Origin of the sequence: Fodinibius salinus (assembly GCF_008124865.1) — a bacterium.
Classification (GTDB): Bacteria; Bacteroidota; Rhodothermia; order Balneolales; family Balneolaceae; genus Fodinibius; species Fodinibius salinus.
Genome location: NZ_VNHY01000001.1, coordinates 70,054 through 85,445, shown reverse-complemented (window position 1 = coordinate 85,445; position 15,392 = coordinate 70,054). Strand labels below are relative to the sequence as shown.

General features: G+C 40.9%; 19 protein-coding genes. 6 read left to right on the top strand and 13 right to left on the bottom strand.

Annotation, left to right across the window (positions count from 1 at the left end; all coding sequences use genetic code 11):
* Positions 1-14 precede the first annotated feature (14 nt).
* Positions 15-485, bottom strand: a complete 471-nt coding sequence (locus LX73_RS00385) for a c-type cytochrome (RefSeq protein WP_148897486.1) — start codon at positions 483-485, stop codon at positions 15-17.
* Positions 486-705: 220 nt separating this feature from the next.
* The gene (locus tag LX73_RS00380; RefSeq protein ID WP_211359331.1) at positions 706-1,158 is read right to left on the bottom strand and encodes an RrF2 family transcriptional regulator; all 453 of its coding nucleotides are present in this window, start codon (positions 1,156-1,158) and stop codon (positions 706-708) included.
* A 570-nt stretch (positions 1,159-1,728) separates the two neighbouring features.
* On the opposite strand from LX73_RS00380, the gene LX73_RS00375 reads away from it, so the two are divergent.
* Complete coding sequence (locus LX73_RS00375; protein WP_148897485.1) at positions 1,729-2,157, top strand: hypothetical protein; 429 nt, start codon at positions 1,729-1,731, stop codon at positions 2,155-2,157.
* A 278-nt stretch (positions 2,158-2,435) separates the two neighbouring features.
* Positions 2,436-3,512, top strand: coding sequence for a 3-oxoacyl-ACP synthase III family protein (locus LX73_RS00370; RefSeq protein ID WP_148897484.1), 1,077 nt, complete (start codon positions 2,436-2,438; stop codon positions 3,510-3,512).
* Between the two features lie 15 nt (positions 3,513-3,527).
* Here the strand turns inward: LX73_RS00370 and LX73_RS00365 are convergent, their stop codons facing one another.
* The 9 genes from LX73_RS00365 to LX73_RS00325 form a co-directional block, all read right to left on the bottom strand.
* A complete protein-coding gene (locus LX73_RS00365; protein WP_148897483.1) occupies positions 3,528-3,914 on the bottom strand; it encodes a DUF302 domain-containing protein in 387 nt (128 codons plus the stop codon).
* A gap of 36 nt (positions 3,915-3,950) precedes the next feature.
* Positions 3,951-4,430 carry a Dps family protein gene (locus LX73_RS00360; RefSeq protein WP_148897482.1) on the bottom strand — a complete coding sequence of 160 codons (480 nt, stop codon included), beginning with the start codon at positions 4,428-4,430 and terminating at the stop codon, positions 3,951-3,953.
* 46 nt (positions 4,431-4,476) lie between these two features.
* Positions 4,477-4,914 (bottom strand): OsmC family protein, encoded by a 438-nt coding sequence (locus LX73_RS00355; protein ID WP_148897481.1) that lies wholly within the window; start codon positions 4,912-4,914, stop codon positions 4,477-4,479.
* The gene (gene trxA / locus LX73_RS13095; RefSeq protein WP_246138137.1) at positions 4,911-5,498 is read right to left on the bottom strand and encodes a thioredoxin; all 588 of its coding nucleotides are present in this window, start codon (positions 5,496-5,498) and stop codon (positions 4,911-4,913) included. The genes LX73_RS00355 and trxA overlap by 4 nt, the downstream gene beginning before the upstream one ends.
* Positions 5,499-5,565: 67 nt before the next feature.
* Complete coding sequence (locus LX73_RS00345) at positions 5,566-6,189, bottom strand: Crp/Fnr family transcriptional regulator (protein WP_148897480.1); 624 nt, start codon at positions 6,187-6,189, stop codon at positions 5,566-5,568.
* A 101-nt stretch (positions 6,190-6,290) separates the two neighbouring features.
* On the bottom strand, positions 6,291-7,364 hold the full coding sequence (locus LX73_RS00340; protein WP_148897479.1) for a CaiB/BaiF CoA transferase family protein: 1,074 nt from the start codon (positions 7,362-7,364) through the stop codon (positions 6,291-6,293).
* A gap of 218 nt (positions 7,365-7,582) precedes the next feature.
* Positions 7,583-8,035 (bottom strand): RrF2 family transcriptional regulator, encoded by a 453-nt coding sequence (locus LX73_RS00335; protein ID WP_148897478.1) that lies wholly within the window; start codon positions 8,033-8,035, stop codon positions 7,583-7,585.
* Positions 8,036-8,144: 109 nt separating this feature from the next.
* A complete protein-coding gene (locus tag LX73_RS13035) occupies positions 8,145-10,211 on the bottom strand; it encodes a peptidylprolyl isomerase (protein WP_211359330.1) in 2,067 nt (688 codons plus the stop codon).
* Between the two features lie 46 nt (positions 10,212-10,257).
* Positions 10,258-10,437, bottom strand: coding sequence for a hypothetical protein (locus tag LX73_RS00325; protein WP_148897477.1), 180 nt, complete (start codon positions 10,435-10,437; stop codon positions 10,258-10,260).
* A 154-nt stretch (positions 10,438-10,591) separates the two neighbouring features.
* Here LX73_RS00325 and rplU point away from each other — a divergent pair, with 154 nt between their 5' ends.
* The 4 genes from rplU (at position 10,592) to LX73_RS00305 (ending at position 14,047) form a co-directional block, all read left to right on the top strand.
* Entirely contained in the window at positions 10,592-11,107 is a 516-nt protein-coding gene (gene rplU / locus LX73_RS13090; RefSeq protein ID WP_148897476.1) for a 50S ribosomal protein L21, read from the top strand.
* Between the two features lie 20 nt (positions 11,108-11,127).
* The gene (rpmA, locus tag LX73_RS00315) at positions 11,128-11,385 is read left to right on the top strand and encodes a 50S ribosomal protein L27 (protein WP_148897475.1); all 258 of its coding nucleotides are present in this window, start codon (positions 11,128-11,130) and stop codon (positions 11,383-11,385) included.
* A gap of 71 nt (positions 11,386-11,456) precedes the next feature.
* Positions 11,457-12,116 carry a fumarylacetoacetate hydrolase family protein gene (locus LX73_RS00310; protein ID WP_148897474.1) on the top strand — a complete coding sequence of 220 codons (660 nt, stop codon included), beginning with the start codon at positions 11,457-11,459 and terminating at the stop codon, positions 12,114-12,116.
* Complete coding sequence (locus tag LX73_RS00305; RefSeq protein WP_148897473.1) at positions 12,113-14,047, top strand: M23 family metallopeptidase; 1,935 nt, start codon at positions 12,113-12,115, stop codon at positions 14,045-14,047. Before LX73_RS00310 ends, LX73_RS00305 begins: the two co-directional genes overlap by 4 nt.
* Positions 14,048-14,103: 56 nt before the next feature.
* Here LX73_RS00305 and LX73_RS00300 read toward each other — a convergent pair whose 3' ends face one another.
* Both LX73_RS00300 and LX73_RS00295 read right to left on the bottom strand, forming a co-directional pair.
* Positions 14,104-14,481: a RidA family protein gene (locus LX73_RS00300; protein ID WP_148897472.1), complete on the bottom strand. Its 378-nt coding sequence runs from the start codon at positions 14,479-14,481 to the stop codon at positions 14,104-14,106.
* On the bottom strand, positions 14,456-15,283 hold the full coding sequence (locus LX73_RS00295; RefSeq protein WP_148897471.1) for an alpha/beta fold hydrolase: 828 nt from the start codon (positions 15,281-15,283) through the stop codon (positions 14,456-14,458). The genes LX73_RS00300 and LX73_RS00295 overlap by 26 nt, the downstream gene beginning before the upstream one ends.
* Positions 15,284-15,392 lie beyond the last annotated feature (109 nt).

Genomic DNA, 15,392 nt, shown 5'->3' with positions numbered 1-15,392 from the left:
GTATTAGTGATTGTTTATTGTGATTCTTGTGCCAAATATTCTACCACAGCGCGTGCTTTTTCTCTGGTCAATTGTTGATTCGTCATTCGGGTGGGGTATTCAGACCCGACCGATTTAGCGACAGGATGCTTTTTAAGCATTTCTTCCGGATTTAGAATCATATTCATGACATAAGCCGGCGTACGTGCATTCATAACGCCCCCTAATGGAGGCCCTACATAGCGCTTGTCCAACTTATGACAAGCACCGCACTTCATATCAAAAACTCGCATCCCTTCTTTGGCTAGTTCGGTATCGATTTCCTCAATCGTAATTTCTTCGTCAACCGGACCAATACCATTTGTCATTTCAAAATCGGTAAGCTCCTGCTTTTCTTCCTCAGAATCCGTGCTATCCTTTTCGCTATCCGAACTCTTGCCACAGCCTATTAGCAGTGCCATTGTTAATACTATCAATCCAGTAATTTTTGATATTTGAGTATTCATTATGCTTTTAGTTTTAAGAGTATTTTATCTTTTATTAGTGAATTTGCAACTATCGTGCCAAATTACACTTCGTTGTCTATTTCAATCAAAAACTTATTTTAAAGGTCTTGACGGCGTTTTCAATATCAGCGATAAAAGTAACCAAAGGGCGTCTCTTTTTACCATTGCATGGCTGCAAAGCATTTCTCGTAACAATTTGCAGCACTGCAATACATAAGCATCAACCCCAAATAAATTTTCCGTCAGGTGTAATTCGTAAATCCTTCTTTTTCCCTTCCTTTGACATATCCTTCAAACTGGTACTCATAAATACTTCATTAATTCCATCCCGTGTATTTTGCCACATGTCGTGCATTGGACACGGTTTTTCACTACCACAACCAGGTAACCCCAGGACACACTCGGTAAAAATTGCCGGGCCGTCAATAGCTTCAACAACCTCTTTCAACGTAATTTCACTACCGGGCTTTGACAGCCTCACCCCGCCTTTGGGGCCTTTCATCGACTCCAAGAGATCCGCCGCCGTTAATTGCTGCAATATCTTCGTTAAAAAATGGAATGAGATATCAAGCTTTTCACTCAATCCTTTGATCGATACATAATCTTCTCTCGATATCGACGCGAGATAGATCATCGCCCGTAGGCCATACACACATGATTTGGAGAAGATCATTATAATTTAAGTTTTAAGACAATTTTATCTTAAACTATGACTATCCTACGTCTAATACAAATATTTTTTTGCACTTTTTTCTCTCTCCTGTAAGAAAGGAAATGGGTCAATTTTGCTTGGGGCTATAGCCGATTTGTTAAAATAAGAAATGCATAAATCTATGCCTTCGGGAATATACGATTCATCCACAAAAAGAAAACAATTTATCTGATGCTCTTGAGATAATAGAGCTAGTCGATGAGCCGAACTTGAACTCTTTGCAATTATAACAGAGAATACCCGTCCCCTCCCCTTCCACAATACTATTAGTCGCCAAAGTTCGGAAAAATAAATTAAACAGCACCGATACAATTCTGGGATTTGAAAATTTAGTGAATATATACCAAACATTGCTCCTACTAACCCGCTTTCCAAGAGACGCGCAAAAATTATGTGGGTTGTGGACTGGATATCTAGATCACCCTACTAGGCAAGAGCTCAATGGAAAATAAAATCCGTTTTAAGTTTCCGTTACAGGCGGAGTTTTTTATACTGTGATCTCTAAATAAAAAGATCCTAAAACAACTATTTATGTACACAGGACTACAACACCTACATTCAGGACTGGCTTATCTGGTACTTGCCGCACTAGCAATTATCTTTGGATACGTGCTATTTAAGTACTTTAACGATAAGGCCTTCACAGAAAGGGTACGCAAAGTTTCACTTGTGGGACTAATTATTACCCATCTACAGCTTCTTGTTGGACTTGTACTTTATATAATTTCACCAAAAGGAATATCTAATTTCTCCGGTGAAGCCATGGGCGATGCTATGTCGCGCCTATATATGTTGGAGCACCCTCTCACCATGATTATTGCCATCATTTTGATTACCGTTGGCTACTCTAAAGCCAAGAACGGAACCAATGATATCAGCCGATACAAAAGCATCCTTATTTTCTACGGGCTGGGAATTTTCCTGATGTTGCTTCGTATCCCTTGGTCTGTATGGCCTTAATTAGCATAAAACCAATAGTTCAAACATAAATTTCTGACATTATTATTTATCCTGCATCATAAAATAGCCCCCTGCCCTGCAGAAGTTTAGCACCATATCTATTATGAGACAAAATACTCTTAATAATTTTAAATTCTTATTTTATACTGTACATTTAAAATAAAGTTCCTTTAATCAGGTTATTCTTACTCACAATAACTATCGGCAAATAGTGATAGCGTTACCAACTTACACTACTATAGATTTTTTGATGATCTTTTTCCCAAAAAAATTATAATATGACTACATCCATTCAATCAGTTATTACCGGCACTGGTTCATATATCCCACCCAATAATGTGCCAAATTCTGATTTTTTAGACCGGAGTTTTCTAAAGCCTGATGGGGAATCTTATAAGAAAAGCAATGAAGAAATCATTGAAAAATTTGCTGAAATCACCGGCATAAAATCGCGACGATATGCAGCCGACGACGTTATGGCTTCGGATATGGGAGCAAAAGCCGGCCAAAAGGCATTGGAAGCAGCTGGAACCGATCCCAATGAGTTAGATTATCTGATCGTAGCTCATAACTTTGGGGACTTACGCGCCGACAATCCCAGTGTAGATATGGTCCCCAGCCTGGCATCTAGAGTCAAGCAAAAACTTAGTATTACCAATCCCAGCTGTATTGCCTATGATCTTCCATTCGGATGTCCGGGCTGGCTGCAGGGCGTCATCCAGAGCCACTATTACCTGCGCAGCGGCGATGCCAACAAATGTCTGGTAATTGGAACAGAAACACTATCTCGAATCTGTGATCCCCATGACCGCGATAGCATGATTTACGCCGATGGCGCTGGAGCTACTGTATTAGAAGCTAAGCAAAATAATATGCCGGTAGGCATTCTTAGCCACGACGCTCGTACCGATGCCGAAAAAGAGGCTTTTTTTCTGCAGATGGAACCCTCTTTTAATGACAAGCGTGACGATACACTTTACATGAAGATGGATGGACGCAAGCTTTACCAATATGCCCTAAGTAAGGTCCCGGGAGTTGTTAAAACCAGCTTGGAAAAGGCCGATATCCCTTTCGAGGATGTCCATAAAGTGTTAATCCATCAAGCCAATGCTAAGATGGATCAAGCTATATTGGATCGACTGGCCAAGTTATACGACCAAAAAGTCCCTGATAATATTATGCCCATGACAATTTCATGGCTGGGCAATACTTCTGTAGCTACAGTACCTACGATGCTGGATCTTATCTTAAGAGATAAGATGGAAGACCATCAAATTAAGAAAGATGACATTATCGTACTTTCTTCCGTGGGAGCCGGAATGAATATCAACTCCGTAGTCTACAAAATGGCCTGACCACCGGCTAATTTGTTATAACGACTCGATTACTTTTTTTAGCAGACCTCGAACTTCCTGTGCCACACCGCCCAGCTCATCATTTTCGACGGATTGCATAGAAGCAACCGGATCCACAGCCGAAACTTCAACATTACCATCGTCATGCTCCTGTACAATTACGTTGCAAGGCAGCATCAGTCCGATGTGGTCCTCTGCCGTTAGTGCTTGGTGCGCCAGCGGCGGATTACATGCTCCAAGAATCTGGTATTTCTTAAAATCCACATCCAGCTTTTTCTTGAGCGTTGCTTTGATGTCAATTTCGGTAAGCACTCCAAAACCTTCTTCTTTTAGTGCTTCAGTTGTTTTCTCAATAGCTTCTTCAAAAGAAGTATCCAATGTTTTGCTAAAATGATAAGACATAATCTGTTCGATTTTGTTGATTGTCCGTTACAAGTATTACTTCGTATCGACATATGAGGAATACATCCATACATCTTTTTCCTGCTCGCGGATATAATCACTCATCAGCGCATTAGTCCCCTCGTCTCCTGCTTCATCCGAAAGTTCAAGAATTTCGCGCTGCAGCCGAAGGGTAGTTTTAAATGCTTCTAAAATTTCACGAACTGCTGCTTTCCCATCTGATATTTGCTTACTTTCAGCAATTTCTGATTTTTCAATATAGTTGGAATAACGATGGCTGGGCGTATATCCCAAAGTGAGAATTCGCTCTGCCACCTCATCGATCTTCACCTGCAAATCGTTATATAATTCTTCGAACTTCACATGCAGTTCAAAAAAATCATCCCCTTTGATATTCCAGTGATAGCCGCGCGTATTCTGGTAAAATACAGAATAATTCGCCAGCAGTTCGCTCAGCTTTTCTTCGAGCTCTTTTGATTTGGCTTTGTCTAAGCCTATATCGTTTAAGTTATCCATAATGATATTCCTCTTATTTTGATTTGTTAAATTCTAATGCAGAACATTAATTAATAGAAACTCTAGGTTCAAAAATAATTTCTGTCTTAATAGACCGGGTAATTAAACAGGCCTGCTCGGCTTTTTCCATAATCCGACGGGCTTTGTCAGTAAATTTCTTTTCGCTGATCACCAACTCAGGCTTTAGTGTAATTTCTGCCACTTCAAATTTTCCATCTACCTTTCCCAGTTTGGCTGTAGCATTTATCTCTAAATTTTCAAAAACAAGCTTAGAATACTCAGCTATAGCTATAAAAGTGGTCATAAAACAACTACTTACCGAAGAAACAAATAGGTGTTCCGGCGACCAAATATCCTCCTCGCCACCATCAAAATCAGGCGGTGTAGCTACTTCAATTTCTTCATTTAATTCTGGCGAACCTATCGTTCCTATTCGTTTCTCTTTCCAGGATAAATTTACATTATATGTATGTTCTTCGCTCATGAAATCCCAAGATTTTGATTGATGGTTGATTCTAGCTGATGAGCTTGCATAACACCTGACTTCTGCCAAAGTATCTCTCCATCCTTAAATAATATAAGCGTAGGTACACCACTTATATTATATTTAATAGCTGCATCAACATTTTTTTCGGCATCTATTTTAATGATATTGATCTGATCGCCCATTTTCTTTTTGAGCTTTTTCAGGATGGGGCCCATCATCTTACATGGACCGCACCAGTCAGCGTAAAAGTCTACCAGCACTGGTTTATCAGCGTTAATAATATCGTTAAAAGTCTCCGTTTGTTTGGTCCTAGGCATATCAATTCCGTTGATTTGTGTAAATTCTACTTGTTTGATATTACTGTCGTTCGGTTCTGCAGAAGGCGACGAGGTGACGGCACAGCTTCCACAAAGGCAACCGGTATTGGTTACGGCCTGGAACAGGAAAAACCCGCCCACTAGTCCCAATATCATATCTTGATATTGAAGTGCCTGTATGATAAAAAACGAACCAACTGCAAGGGCAATCCATCGCGTTAAATGCCAGTTGGTTAACAATCTACTTTTTACAGTTTTAATCATAACTACACTTCTTTTCTCATTCGAAGACTATAATAAAGCACCGCAGTACCAATGTCAGTGACTTAGGTCACATAAGCCTAATTTTATTTCTACCCAGCTCTACAAGGCCCTCAGCCTCCATTTTCTTTAACAAACGTGATATGACTTCGCGTGCCGTTCCCAACTCTTGGGCCAACTGGTCGTGTGTCATGGAAAGCGTGTCCGTTTCCATGACTTCACAACGCTTCTCTAAAAACTGAAGTAGCCGTTCATCCATGTTTTTGAAGGCTACCGCATCCACAACTTCTAGCAACTCCTCAAAACGCTTGTGATAAATCTGAAATATGTAATTCAACCATTCAGGATGCCCTTTAATGAGATTATGAATTTTAACAACCGGAATAAACAGTACTTCCGACTCCTCTTCGGCTACCGCCTTCACTTTGCTGGTATCGTGATATAAGCCTGCCAAAAAAGACATAATGCACGTTTCACCGGGACGCAGATAGTAAAGCACCATTTCCTTAAAGGTGTCATCTGATTGCAACACCTTAATACTTCCCTTTGTAACAATAGGAATACTTCGCACGGGCGCATCCTCGGCCACAATAGTTTCACCGGGCGCAAATTGTTTGGTAATCCCCAGATCACTGAGGTCCATATCTGATTCCAGCGTATCGGTAAGAGACGAAAGGTCGGTTGGTACCTTCATACTTGGACGTTTTCTTTGGATTACCTTAAAATAATAATAAAAGAGTTAATTGTCCTAAATATTTAAATACCAACATTACGTCCTGTATAAGAGAAAAGAAGTTAGCTTCTAATATTAAAAACGGTCGTTTGGGGACGTACCGTTTCACGCCCCTCAATTGTCTCCCGGAGCAGCATTTTGTGGGCTTTCTGTCCTTCAAAAACCTGTTGAACGTTTTTTATTTCTGCAGCAGGCACCAGTTCAGACCGGCACTTCTTTAACAGCGGGACACCTTTTAACTGTTCTATTTTATTCCGGAGAATCGCTGCTAATTCCTGTCGATGTTCAACACGTCCTTCGTTGCTTTCGTATTTTGGATCTTCTGCTAAAGTCTCAGCATCTAAAATATTACACAAATCCCGAAACTGTCGGTCGCTTCCGATGCCGAAAGTAATAGAGTAATCATCAATAGTGGTAAAGATCTCTCCATATGGCGCAATATTGGGATGTTTTGACCCTATCTGTTGCGGTATATTACCATTCATTAACCAATTAGTAGCTTGATTAATAAGCGATGATATCGCGCTTTCATATAAACTAACCTCTATATTAAAAGGCTGATTAGGATTTTCTTTCTGTTTCAGCAATGCACATAAAATACCCTCTTTGAGCTGGTGAGCAGCCAATAGATCAATAAGGGCAAGCGGCATCTTCGTAGGTGGGCTTTTTGGTTGGCCGTTCATCGACATAAAACCGGTCTCGGCCTGCAGAATTAAATCATAGGCCGGACGATCACTATCACTTCCAAAACCAGATATTTTTCCGTGAATAACCGATGGCTTTAACGTTTTTAAATCTTCATATGTCAGGTCGAATTTCTTGTCATCACCTTTCTTAAAATTGGTTATAACAATATCGGCGTCCCGAAGAAGCTGTCTGACCTTTTGCATGTCGGTATCATCCGTAAAATCCAACAGCACGGATTCCTTATTCCAATTGACCGAAGAGTAGTAGGCCGAGGGACCCTCAGTAGTTTCATTCGGTTGGCGCCACTGTCGAGTAACATCACCGCCATTTGTTTTATTTTCGACCTTAATTACTTCAGCCCCCAATTCAGAAAAGAAATTCCCCACTGCCGGACCAGCTAGCACGCTGGCCAACTCGACAATCGTGAGGTCAGAAAATAATGACTGCATAAGCACAAAATTTATTCATCAGAACCAAGCAACAGCTCTAAAGTATTTTTCAAAATTAATGAGCTCCATCAACTCTTTTTTCGAAATCCAGTGCTCATCAATCTGAATATTATTACAACTGCTCAAATCAGTATCTCCAAATGTTAGGTATATGGGTGGATTGTCTTGTGAATTGCAAATAGTAGTTTTGAAAAGTGCTAAATCTATTCTACTTAAAATTAACCCCACTCAAATTTTCCGTCAGCAGTTACTCTTAAATTTTGCTGTTTTCCCTTCTCAGCCATATCCAGCAGAGTCTGTGTTTCCAGCATCTTTTGAATATCATCACGATTTTCTGCCCAAATACTATGTAACGGACACGGTTTATCTATCCCACAACCAGGTAAGCCCAACACACATTCTTTAAATAACTCATCACCGTCTATAGCTACTACTATATCTAATAATGATATTTCTTCAGCTGGCTTTGTCAAACGAACTCCGCCCTTGGGTCCTTTCTTAGATTCCAACAGATCTACTTCTGTAAGCTGCTGTAGAATTTTGGTTAAGAAATGAAAAGAAATATCAAGTTCTTCGCTCAACTCACGTATGGAGGTGTGCTCCTCATCCTCTTTTGATGCTAAAAAAAGCGTTGCTCGTAACCCATAAACACAAGACTTAGAAAAAAGCATAAAACATACCGTTTAATATTTCAGACAACATCATCTTAATATAAAGAAACTCATTTTTGAATTCATAATTAAGGATAGGTTCCTTGCTGCCATTTTTTATTAACTAACCTTAGTACCAAGTTGTCGACAACACTTTATCTCCAATGGTAATATTATCTACAACATCCATTCCATCAACAACCTTACCAAAACGCGTATAGCTACCGTTGAGATGCGGTTTCCACTGGTGCATAACAAAATACTGGCTCCCTTCGGTATCGGTACCTGCACTGGCAATACCCGTTGCTCCACGCACAAACCCTTGAGCTGAAGCTTCTGTAGGAATAACAAACTCAGGCCCGCCAAAACCATCTTTACGTTCAATATCTCCACCTTGAATCACAAAATTCGGTACCACACGATGAAATGGTACACCATCGTAAGCTCCAGCCCTGCTCAAACTGTCGATCATAGATACCGTCGCTGGGGCACTCAATGTATTCATCTCGATAGAAATATTTCCCTTTTCTGTTTTCAGGGTCCAGACAGGATGGCGGCCAAGCTCCCATAATCTATCCCAGTTAGGCATTCGAAAATTGGGTTCAACCGTTTCCGGTACTTCTACATCCCAACCTGCATCAGACAGCGAGCGGTTCAGTGGAGCATAATTTTGGGCAGCCAGCGAATCAATAACGGGACGCGCCTGCTCCCTGAATCGATCATAATATAAGGACCCAAAAACCTGATATACTTCAACATCTGCCGGTAAAGAAAAGTATGATAATACATTATTTATCTGATCAAAATCTCCATTGCTAAATAATTGTTTATTTTCCAGCAACGGCTGTGTCATATATGCTACTCCGCGATCGCCCATTTCGAGTGCATCAAAAACGATACTTCGAACCTGCTTTATATGCGGTTCGGCCTGCTCTTGACCAGACAATTTTTGCCAATACCGGTTCATGCTCTGCAGGGCATACATCGTTTTGAGGGTATCGCTCCCCACAAGTTCTTCAATTTTGTTTAAATAAGCATCAGGACCCTTAGCTTTTTCATAAACAGCCAATACCTTCGGCGTAAAATACTTGTTTTCTTGAGGAATGGAGCCTAAACGATCTGTATATTTATCCGCAAGAACGCTATCAATATTAACCGAGGTCGCAAGCGCCTGCAGCCATACAGGATCAGCAAGCTGTGCATTCGTAAGCATCGTACCGGTAATATAATTATATAGACCATCATTCCGATCAAGCTTTCCATTTAAGCTTTTTAGTGTCTGTACTTGAACATGCGTATTAGCATTGGTTAACAGCATTTTTGCTGCTAATGAATTCTGATCTGTAAGCTTAACTTCACCAATTGATTTTGCCAATTCTATCGACAGTTGTACCTCACTGTCCAGCCGTTGTTCTCCGTTATAAAAGATTGCCAATTCAGAAGTGGTACGCTTCGGCATCATCTTATTGATATACTGTTCAATTTCGGGGCTTAGTCCCCTTCCAAGTACCTGCCAGCGCGACATGAGTGTATCTTGGACTACCGGATTCAATCGAGAAGCATCGCCGCGATACCATCCATATAAATAAGCCCGTGTTGTCTTATCTTCATTTGCATTAAAAGCACGCTGTACCACTTTTAACTGTTGGTCAGCTGTAAGATCAAACTGAGCAACCAATCGGCCGACAGCCAAGGCTAAATGATATTTACTTTCGAAATTTGTAGAGTCCGAATATTGTAAAAATAACTGCAGACTTTTCTGGTCGCCTTGCTGTCCCAGCACTCTTGAAATTCCGGGTCGCTCATTGGGATTTTCTTTCCAGCGCTGTTCCAAACGGCGCAACTGTTCTTTATTCATTTCATGCTGACTTATCCCAAACCACGAAACAGCAGTGTTTTGCCGGACGGCTAGATTAATAAACGGCCCAAGTGAATCTACCGATGTATTGGCAAAAGCACGCCACGCCTGTCCCCGCACCTCATCGTTGCTATGAGTAAGGTACGGCTGTAACAATGAGCCATCCCGCTCCGAAATGGCCTCATATATGTTAGGATAAGTTTGGGTGAGTACCGAATCAGTAATCGGTTGTGCACTTTTATATGTTCCCCTCTCACCGCCAGAATACATCAGTAAAAAAAACACGGCTAAAACTACTGTAACCAGTATAATCCATGTCCGAAATTTAACATATTTCATAAAATAGCTCGCTCATTAATTACAGGGAAGGCTTGTGATCTTCAGCTTATTCGACGCGGGCCGCATCCTTTTTCTCTGTAACCGTCGTTAGCTTTCCATTCCCATCTTTCCGGGCCTCGTGTAGCTGTGAATCTTTAATCCATGCCCGTCCCCCATCGTGTTGAAAACGTTTAGTATTCTTAAACATAAAAGCCTGTTCGTGTAAATCTGGTAAGTCTTTATCCATTGCACTAAATTTTAATAGGATTTTCTTCAGCTATCATGATACAATTTTGTATCCTTTAATTCATCAGCTTTTTTTACTTTGTTTTGGATGGTGAAAAGTTTATATTTGGCATTCTGTGAAAACGTATTTTATAACCACAAATCATTACAATTAGATGTACGCAGTAGTTGAAATAGGTGGGCATCAGTATCGGGTTTCTGAAGGCGATGTCTTGTTTGTAGATAAGCAAAGTGACGAGGTTGACCAAGACTTAACATTCGACCGTGTCTTTTTAACCAATGATGACGGTGACGTAACGATCGGCAAACCCGTTATTGAGGGAGCTTCTATTGAAGCAACATTGCTTGATAATGTAAAGTCGGACAAGGTTATTGTCTTTAAAAAGAAACGCCGCAAAGGATACCAAAAGAAGCGCGGACACCGACAACCGATGTCTCAAATAGAAATTAACAGTATTTCTATCTCAGGATCTGCAAGTTCAAGCTCTTCTTCTACCCAAAAAGAAGAGACCGAAGAAAGCGACGAGCAACAGCTTTCTACCGATATGCTTGCCAAAGAAGCAATAAAGCATATTAATAATACGGATCTTGAAGATTTAGAAGGATTCATTCCCGAAGATGAAGATCGTGTAACGGTCTTGGATGCATGGGAAAGTAAGCAAGAAGGATAATTTAGAAATTACACAACGTTATGGCGCATAAGAAAGGTCAAGGTTCAACAAAGAACGGTCGCGATTCGATATCAAAACGACTGGGAGTTAAGGAATACGGCGGAGAGATGGTCAAAGCCGGACATATTATTGTTCGACAGCGTGGCACGAAGTTCCACCCAGGACTAAATGTTGGTCGTGGTGGCGATGACACACTTTTTGCCAAAGAAGCTGGCAAGGTTGTATTCCGCACACGTGCAAATGGCCGTAAATTTGTAAATGTAGAGCCACAAGCATAACAACTTTTTTATCAATATTTTGAAAGCCTTGGTTTCTTCAAAGACCAAGGCTTTTTTATATTCTGATTATTATGTCAACCACCATACCGGGATTGCCCCATCTTACTGCTACCAATATATTCTGTATTGGTCGTAACTACGTAGAACATGCTCGTGAGCTCAACAACAATCCGCCGGATTGTCCCCTCGTCTTTTTAAAACCTACCAGCAGCATTATTTCTGACGGAGATACTATTCAAATTCCCGAGCAAAGTAATAATGTGCATCACGAAGTTGAGCTGGTAACTGCAATTGGTGAAGGAGGTAAAAATATCTCCGAAAAACGCGCCCTGCAGCATGTAGACGGATATGCAATTGGTATTGATGTAACGGCACGAGACATCCAACAAGAGGCAAAAGAGGCTGGTCACCCTTGGTCAATAGCAAAGGGATTTGACACCTTTGCCCCAATCAGTTCCTTTGTTCGCGCTAATAAAATTACCAACCCTCAGAATATAGATCTTACACTCAGCGTTAACGGAGAAATTCGTCAATCCGATAATACCGAGCTAATGATTGTTTCGATAACGAAATTAATCAGCTACCTCTCCTCTATGTTTACGTTACAGCCGGGTGACCTTATTTTTACAGGCACGCCTAAGGGCGTTTCAGCCATACAACCCGGTGATGATATTCAGGCCACACTGGGCGATAATCTTGTACAACTCAATGTTACGGTCAGTGGATCATGAAGCACCTGCCAACATCAATCCTAATACTGTTCATCCTTTTCGGAGGATCTGCGAAGGTGCTGGGACAATCCAGTTTTAATCCATCAAAAGCCGAATACCTCTGGCCTACCAATGCCAGCCACTACTTAACATCAACTTTCGGAGAAACACGTACTGCCCACTTTCATGCCGCACTAGATTTAAAAACTTGGGGCCGCCGTGGATACGAAGTCTATGCCACCCGAGACGGAATTGTTGATCGTATCACCATTGGCCCCCGTGGCTACGGCAAGGTACTGTATCTTAAACACAAAGACGGGTCATATTCCGTCTATGCCCACCTGCTCTCGTTTAATGATGAGCTTCAGCATTTTGCTGACTCAGTACGTATATCCAATAATTACAGTTTTGAAATAGACCAATTCAGTGGCTGGGTAAACCGAACTATCAAACAAGGAGAGCTAATCGGCTACAGTGGTGCATCGGGCATTGGCCCGCCCCATTTGCATTTCGAGCTGCGAACCCCCGACCATAAGCCATTTAATCCTTTATTGACCAATCTATCAGTCAAAGATAATATTGCTCCACAAATTACGGGCATTTCTGTTGAACCGTTTTCTCACCGTTCGACTATTAATGGTAGCAATAAAATCCATACCCAAAATGTGTGGGGAGGTAACTCTTCGTATCAAACTTCGAATATACGGATAACAGGACCCGTGGGATTGGGAATTAATGTGTTTGATCAATCCAATGGGGTCCGCAATTCCTATGCTGTTTACGAACTCGGTATGCGTGTTGATGGTCGACAGATGTTCCATGCCAAGATGGACAGTTTTTCGTATCAGGAAACCGGACAGATGTTCATTGATCGTATCTATCCACTGTTAAAAAAACAAGATGAAGGGTATCAGCGGTTGTTTGTGGCTAACGGTAACACCCTTCCCTTTTATACTACCAGCAGTGAAAACGGAATTCTCAACCTTGCTCCGGGCAAGCACCGGGTAACAATTACAGCTGCAGACTATTTTGGAAACAGAAGCAGTGTTTCGTTCTCAATAACCGTATTGGCAAAATCATCAAACCCAGCAAAGAAAACCAACACGGGAAGAAAAACGGCTTCTGGCAGTATTGTGGCCAATTCCCATACTTGGAGTTGGTTTCCCGATTGGGTAACACTCTCAGAACAGCAGTTTTCTACCACTACTATTACCATAGACAGCAGTGATAATATCAGCCGTCACCAAAACGGATGGACTCTACCACTACAAAATAAGGATCCGTTGTTCATGAATATCCAAGGCACGGGACCCACCATATTTCGGCGTATTACTCCAAATATGACAACCTTTTTACGTTCAGCAGATACACAATCATTTGCCATATTTCCTAAACATACATTTTATGACACTGTATCTGTAGGGATGGCCGTTCAAAAAGCATCAGGCGATTCTATCTCTGTTGAGCTAATCCCGGAGATTGTTCCTCAGCAAGGGGCATTTACATTCTATCTCCCCAAAGACTCGATGCTTACCACCTCTTCTAGCTTTTCTTTCTATAAGCTCGATCGATTTGATGAAGATGAAAAATGGGAACTGATTCCGACCTCTTTTACTGATAAATTCATAAAAGGTGAAGTCGAGTCGCTGGGAACTTTTGTCCTAAAAAGCGATACTATCCCCCCAAAGTTAAACAATCCACGTTTAAAAAAACGTCCCGATGGCCATTGGGTTATCCTTATTGATGCACAAGATAACCTATCCGGTATTGCCTATCAGAAAACAAAAATTACGGTTAATGGGCAAGAGGGCATCCCAGAATATGCTCCCGAAGATAATCAGTTTGTCTATTATCATCCGAACTTTACTCCCACAAACGTAATGAATATTAAAATCACAACCTTTGACAAGGTAGGGAACAAACGGACTACAACGTTTGAACTGAGAAAGTAATAAAAAAGGACCTGATGCAATCACCAGGTCCATATCTAATAATCAAATACCGAATATTAGATATAAGCCGTGCAGCCAATTTCTACCTTGCAATTCTTGGGCAGTGTTTTGACGGCAACAGTTTCGCGCGCCGGTGGATCATTCTTAAAATATTCCCCATATATTTTGTTTACGGTCTCAAAGTTGCTCATATCATCAAGGTAGATACCGCATTTAATAGTCTTCTCGAAACCTGATCCGGCTTCTTCTAATACCGCTTTCAGGTTCTCCATTACCTGTTTGGCTTGAGAACTGACATCAGCTCCCACAAATTCATTGGTATCGGGATCTAATCCTATCTGTCCAGAACAGTAAACGATATCATCATGTACTACCGCCTGGCTATAAGGGCCTATCGCATCCGGTGCATTAGAAGTATGAATAATTTTTTTCATGACTAGAAATTTTTGGTTTTGAGTTATATTGCTGATTAATCAAAAAGTCATTCAAATAAGAGGCAAACTTTTCGGGATGTTCCATCATTGGTGCATGTCCACATTTATCAATCCATCGCAAACTTGCATTGGGTAATTGCTCATAAAAACGGTGAGCCACGTTGGGGGGCGTAATTTCATCATTCCGTCCCCATATAAGCAATGTCGGATGTGGTATATCCGGTAAATATTTTTCAACATTATATTCGTAGGTATCCCGGGCAATGGCCAGCAAGTTAAGCATTTTAGACGGAGATGAAACAACATCCATTATGTCGTCCACAATTTGTTCATTAACAAGATCATCATAAAACGTAAGAGCTGCTTTCTTGCGGATAAAATCGCGATCTTTTCGCCGGGGAAAAGTATAGCCGAAATTCTTTTCTTGAATTCCTGAACTGCCCGTCAAAATTAAAGAATCTACATTTTCGGAATATTGCAAGGTATAATCCAGCGCTAAGTGTCCACCCATAGAGTTACCAAGCAAAATAGGTTGTTCAATATCCATCTGCTCCAAAAAAGAATGAAACCATTTTGTGAGTTGGCGTATCGTCAGCTGTGAACTGCAACCATCATAAAGCGGAATTTCGGGAACAACAATCGGAACTTCTCCAAGTTGGTTTATCAGCGGGTCATAGTTACTTAACTGCCCAAACATACCGTGCAGAAAAACAAGTGTACTTGTTTTCGAACGCCCTCCATTGGTTTGGATATACTTAAAATCATGCTTACGCTGAATTTTATACTTGCTAGCTCCAAACATTTTTATTTTATAAAACTTATACTGCCAAATTTTATGAACGAGAAAGAATATAATAATTTTTAGTGATTATATTGCAGAAAGGGCGATATATAGTTACTTTCCAATTTCA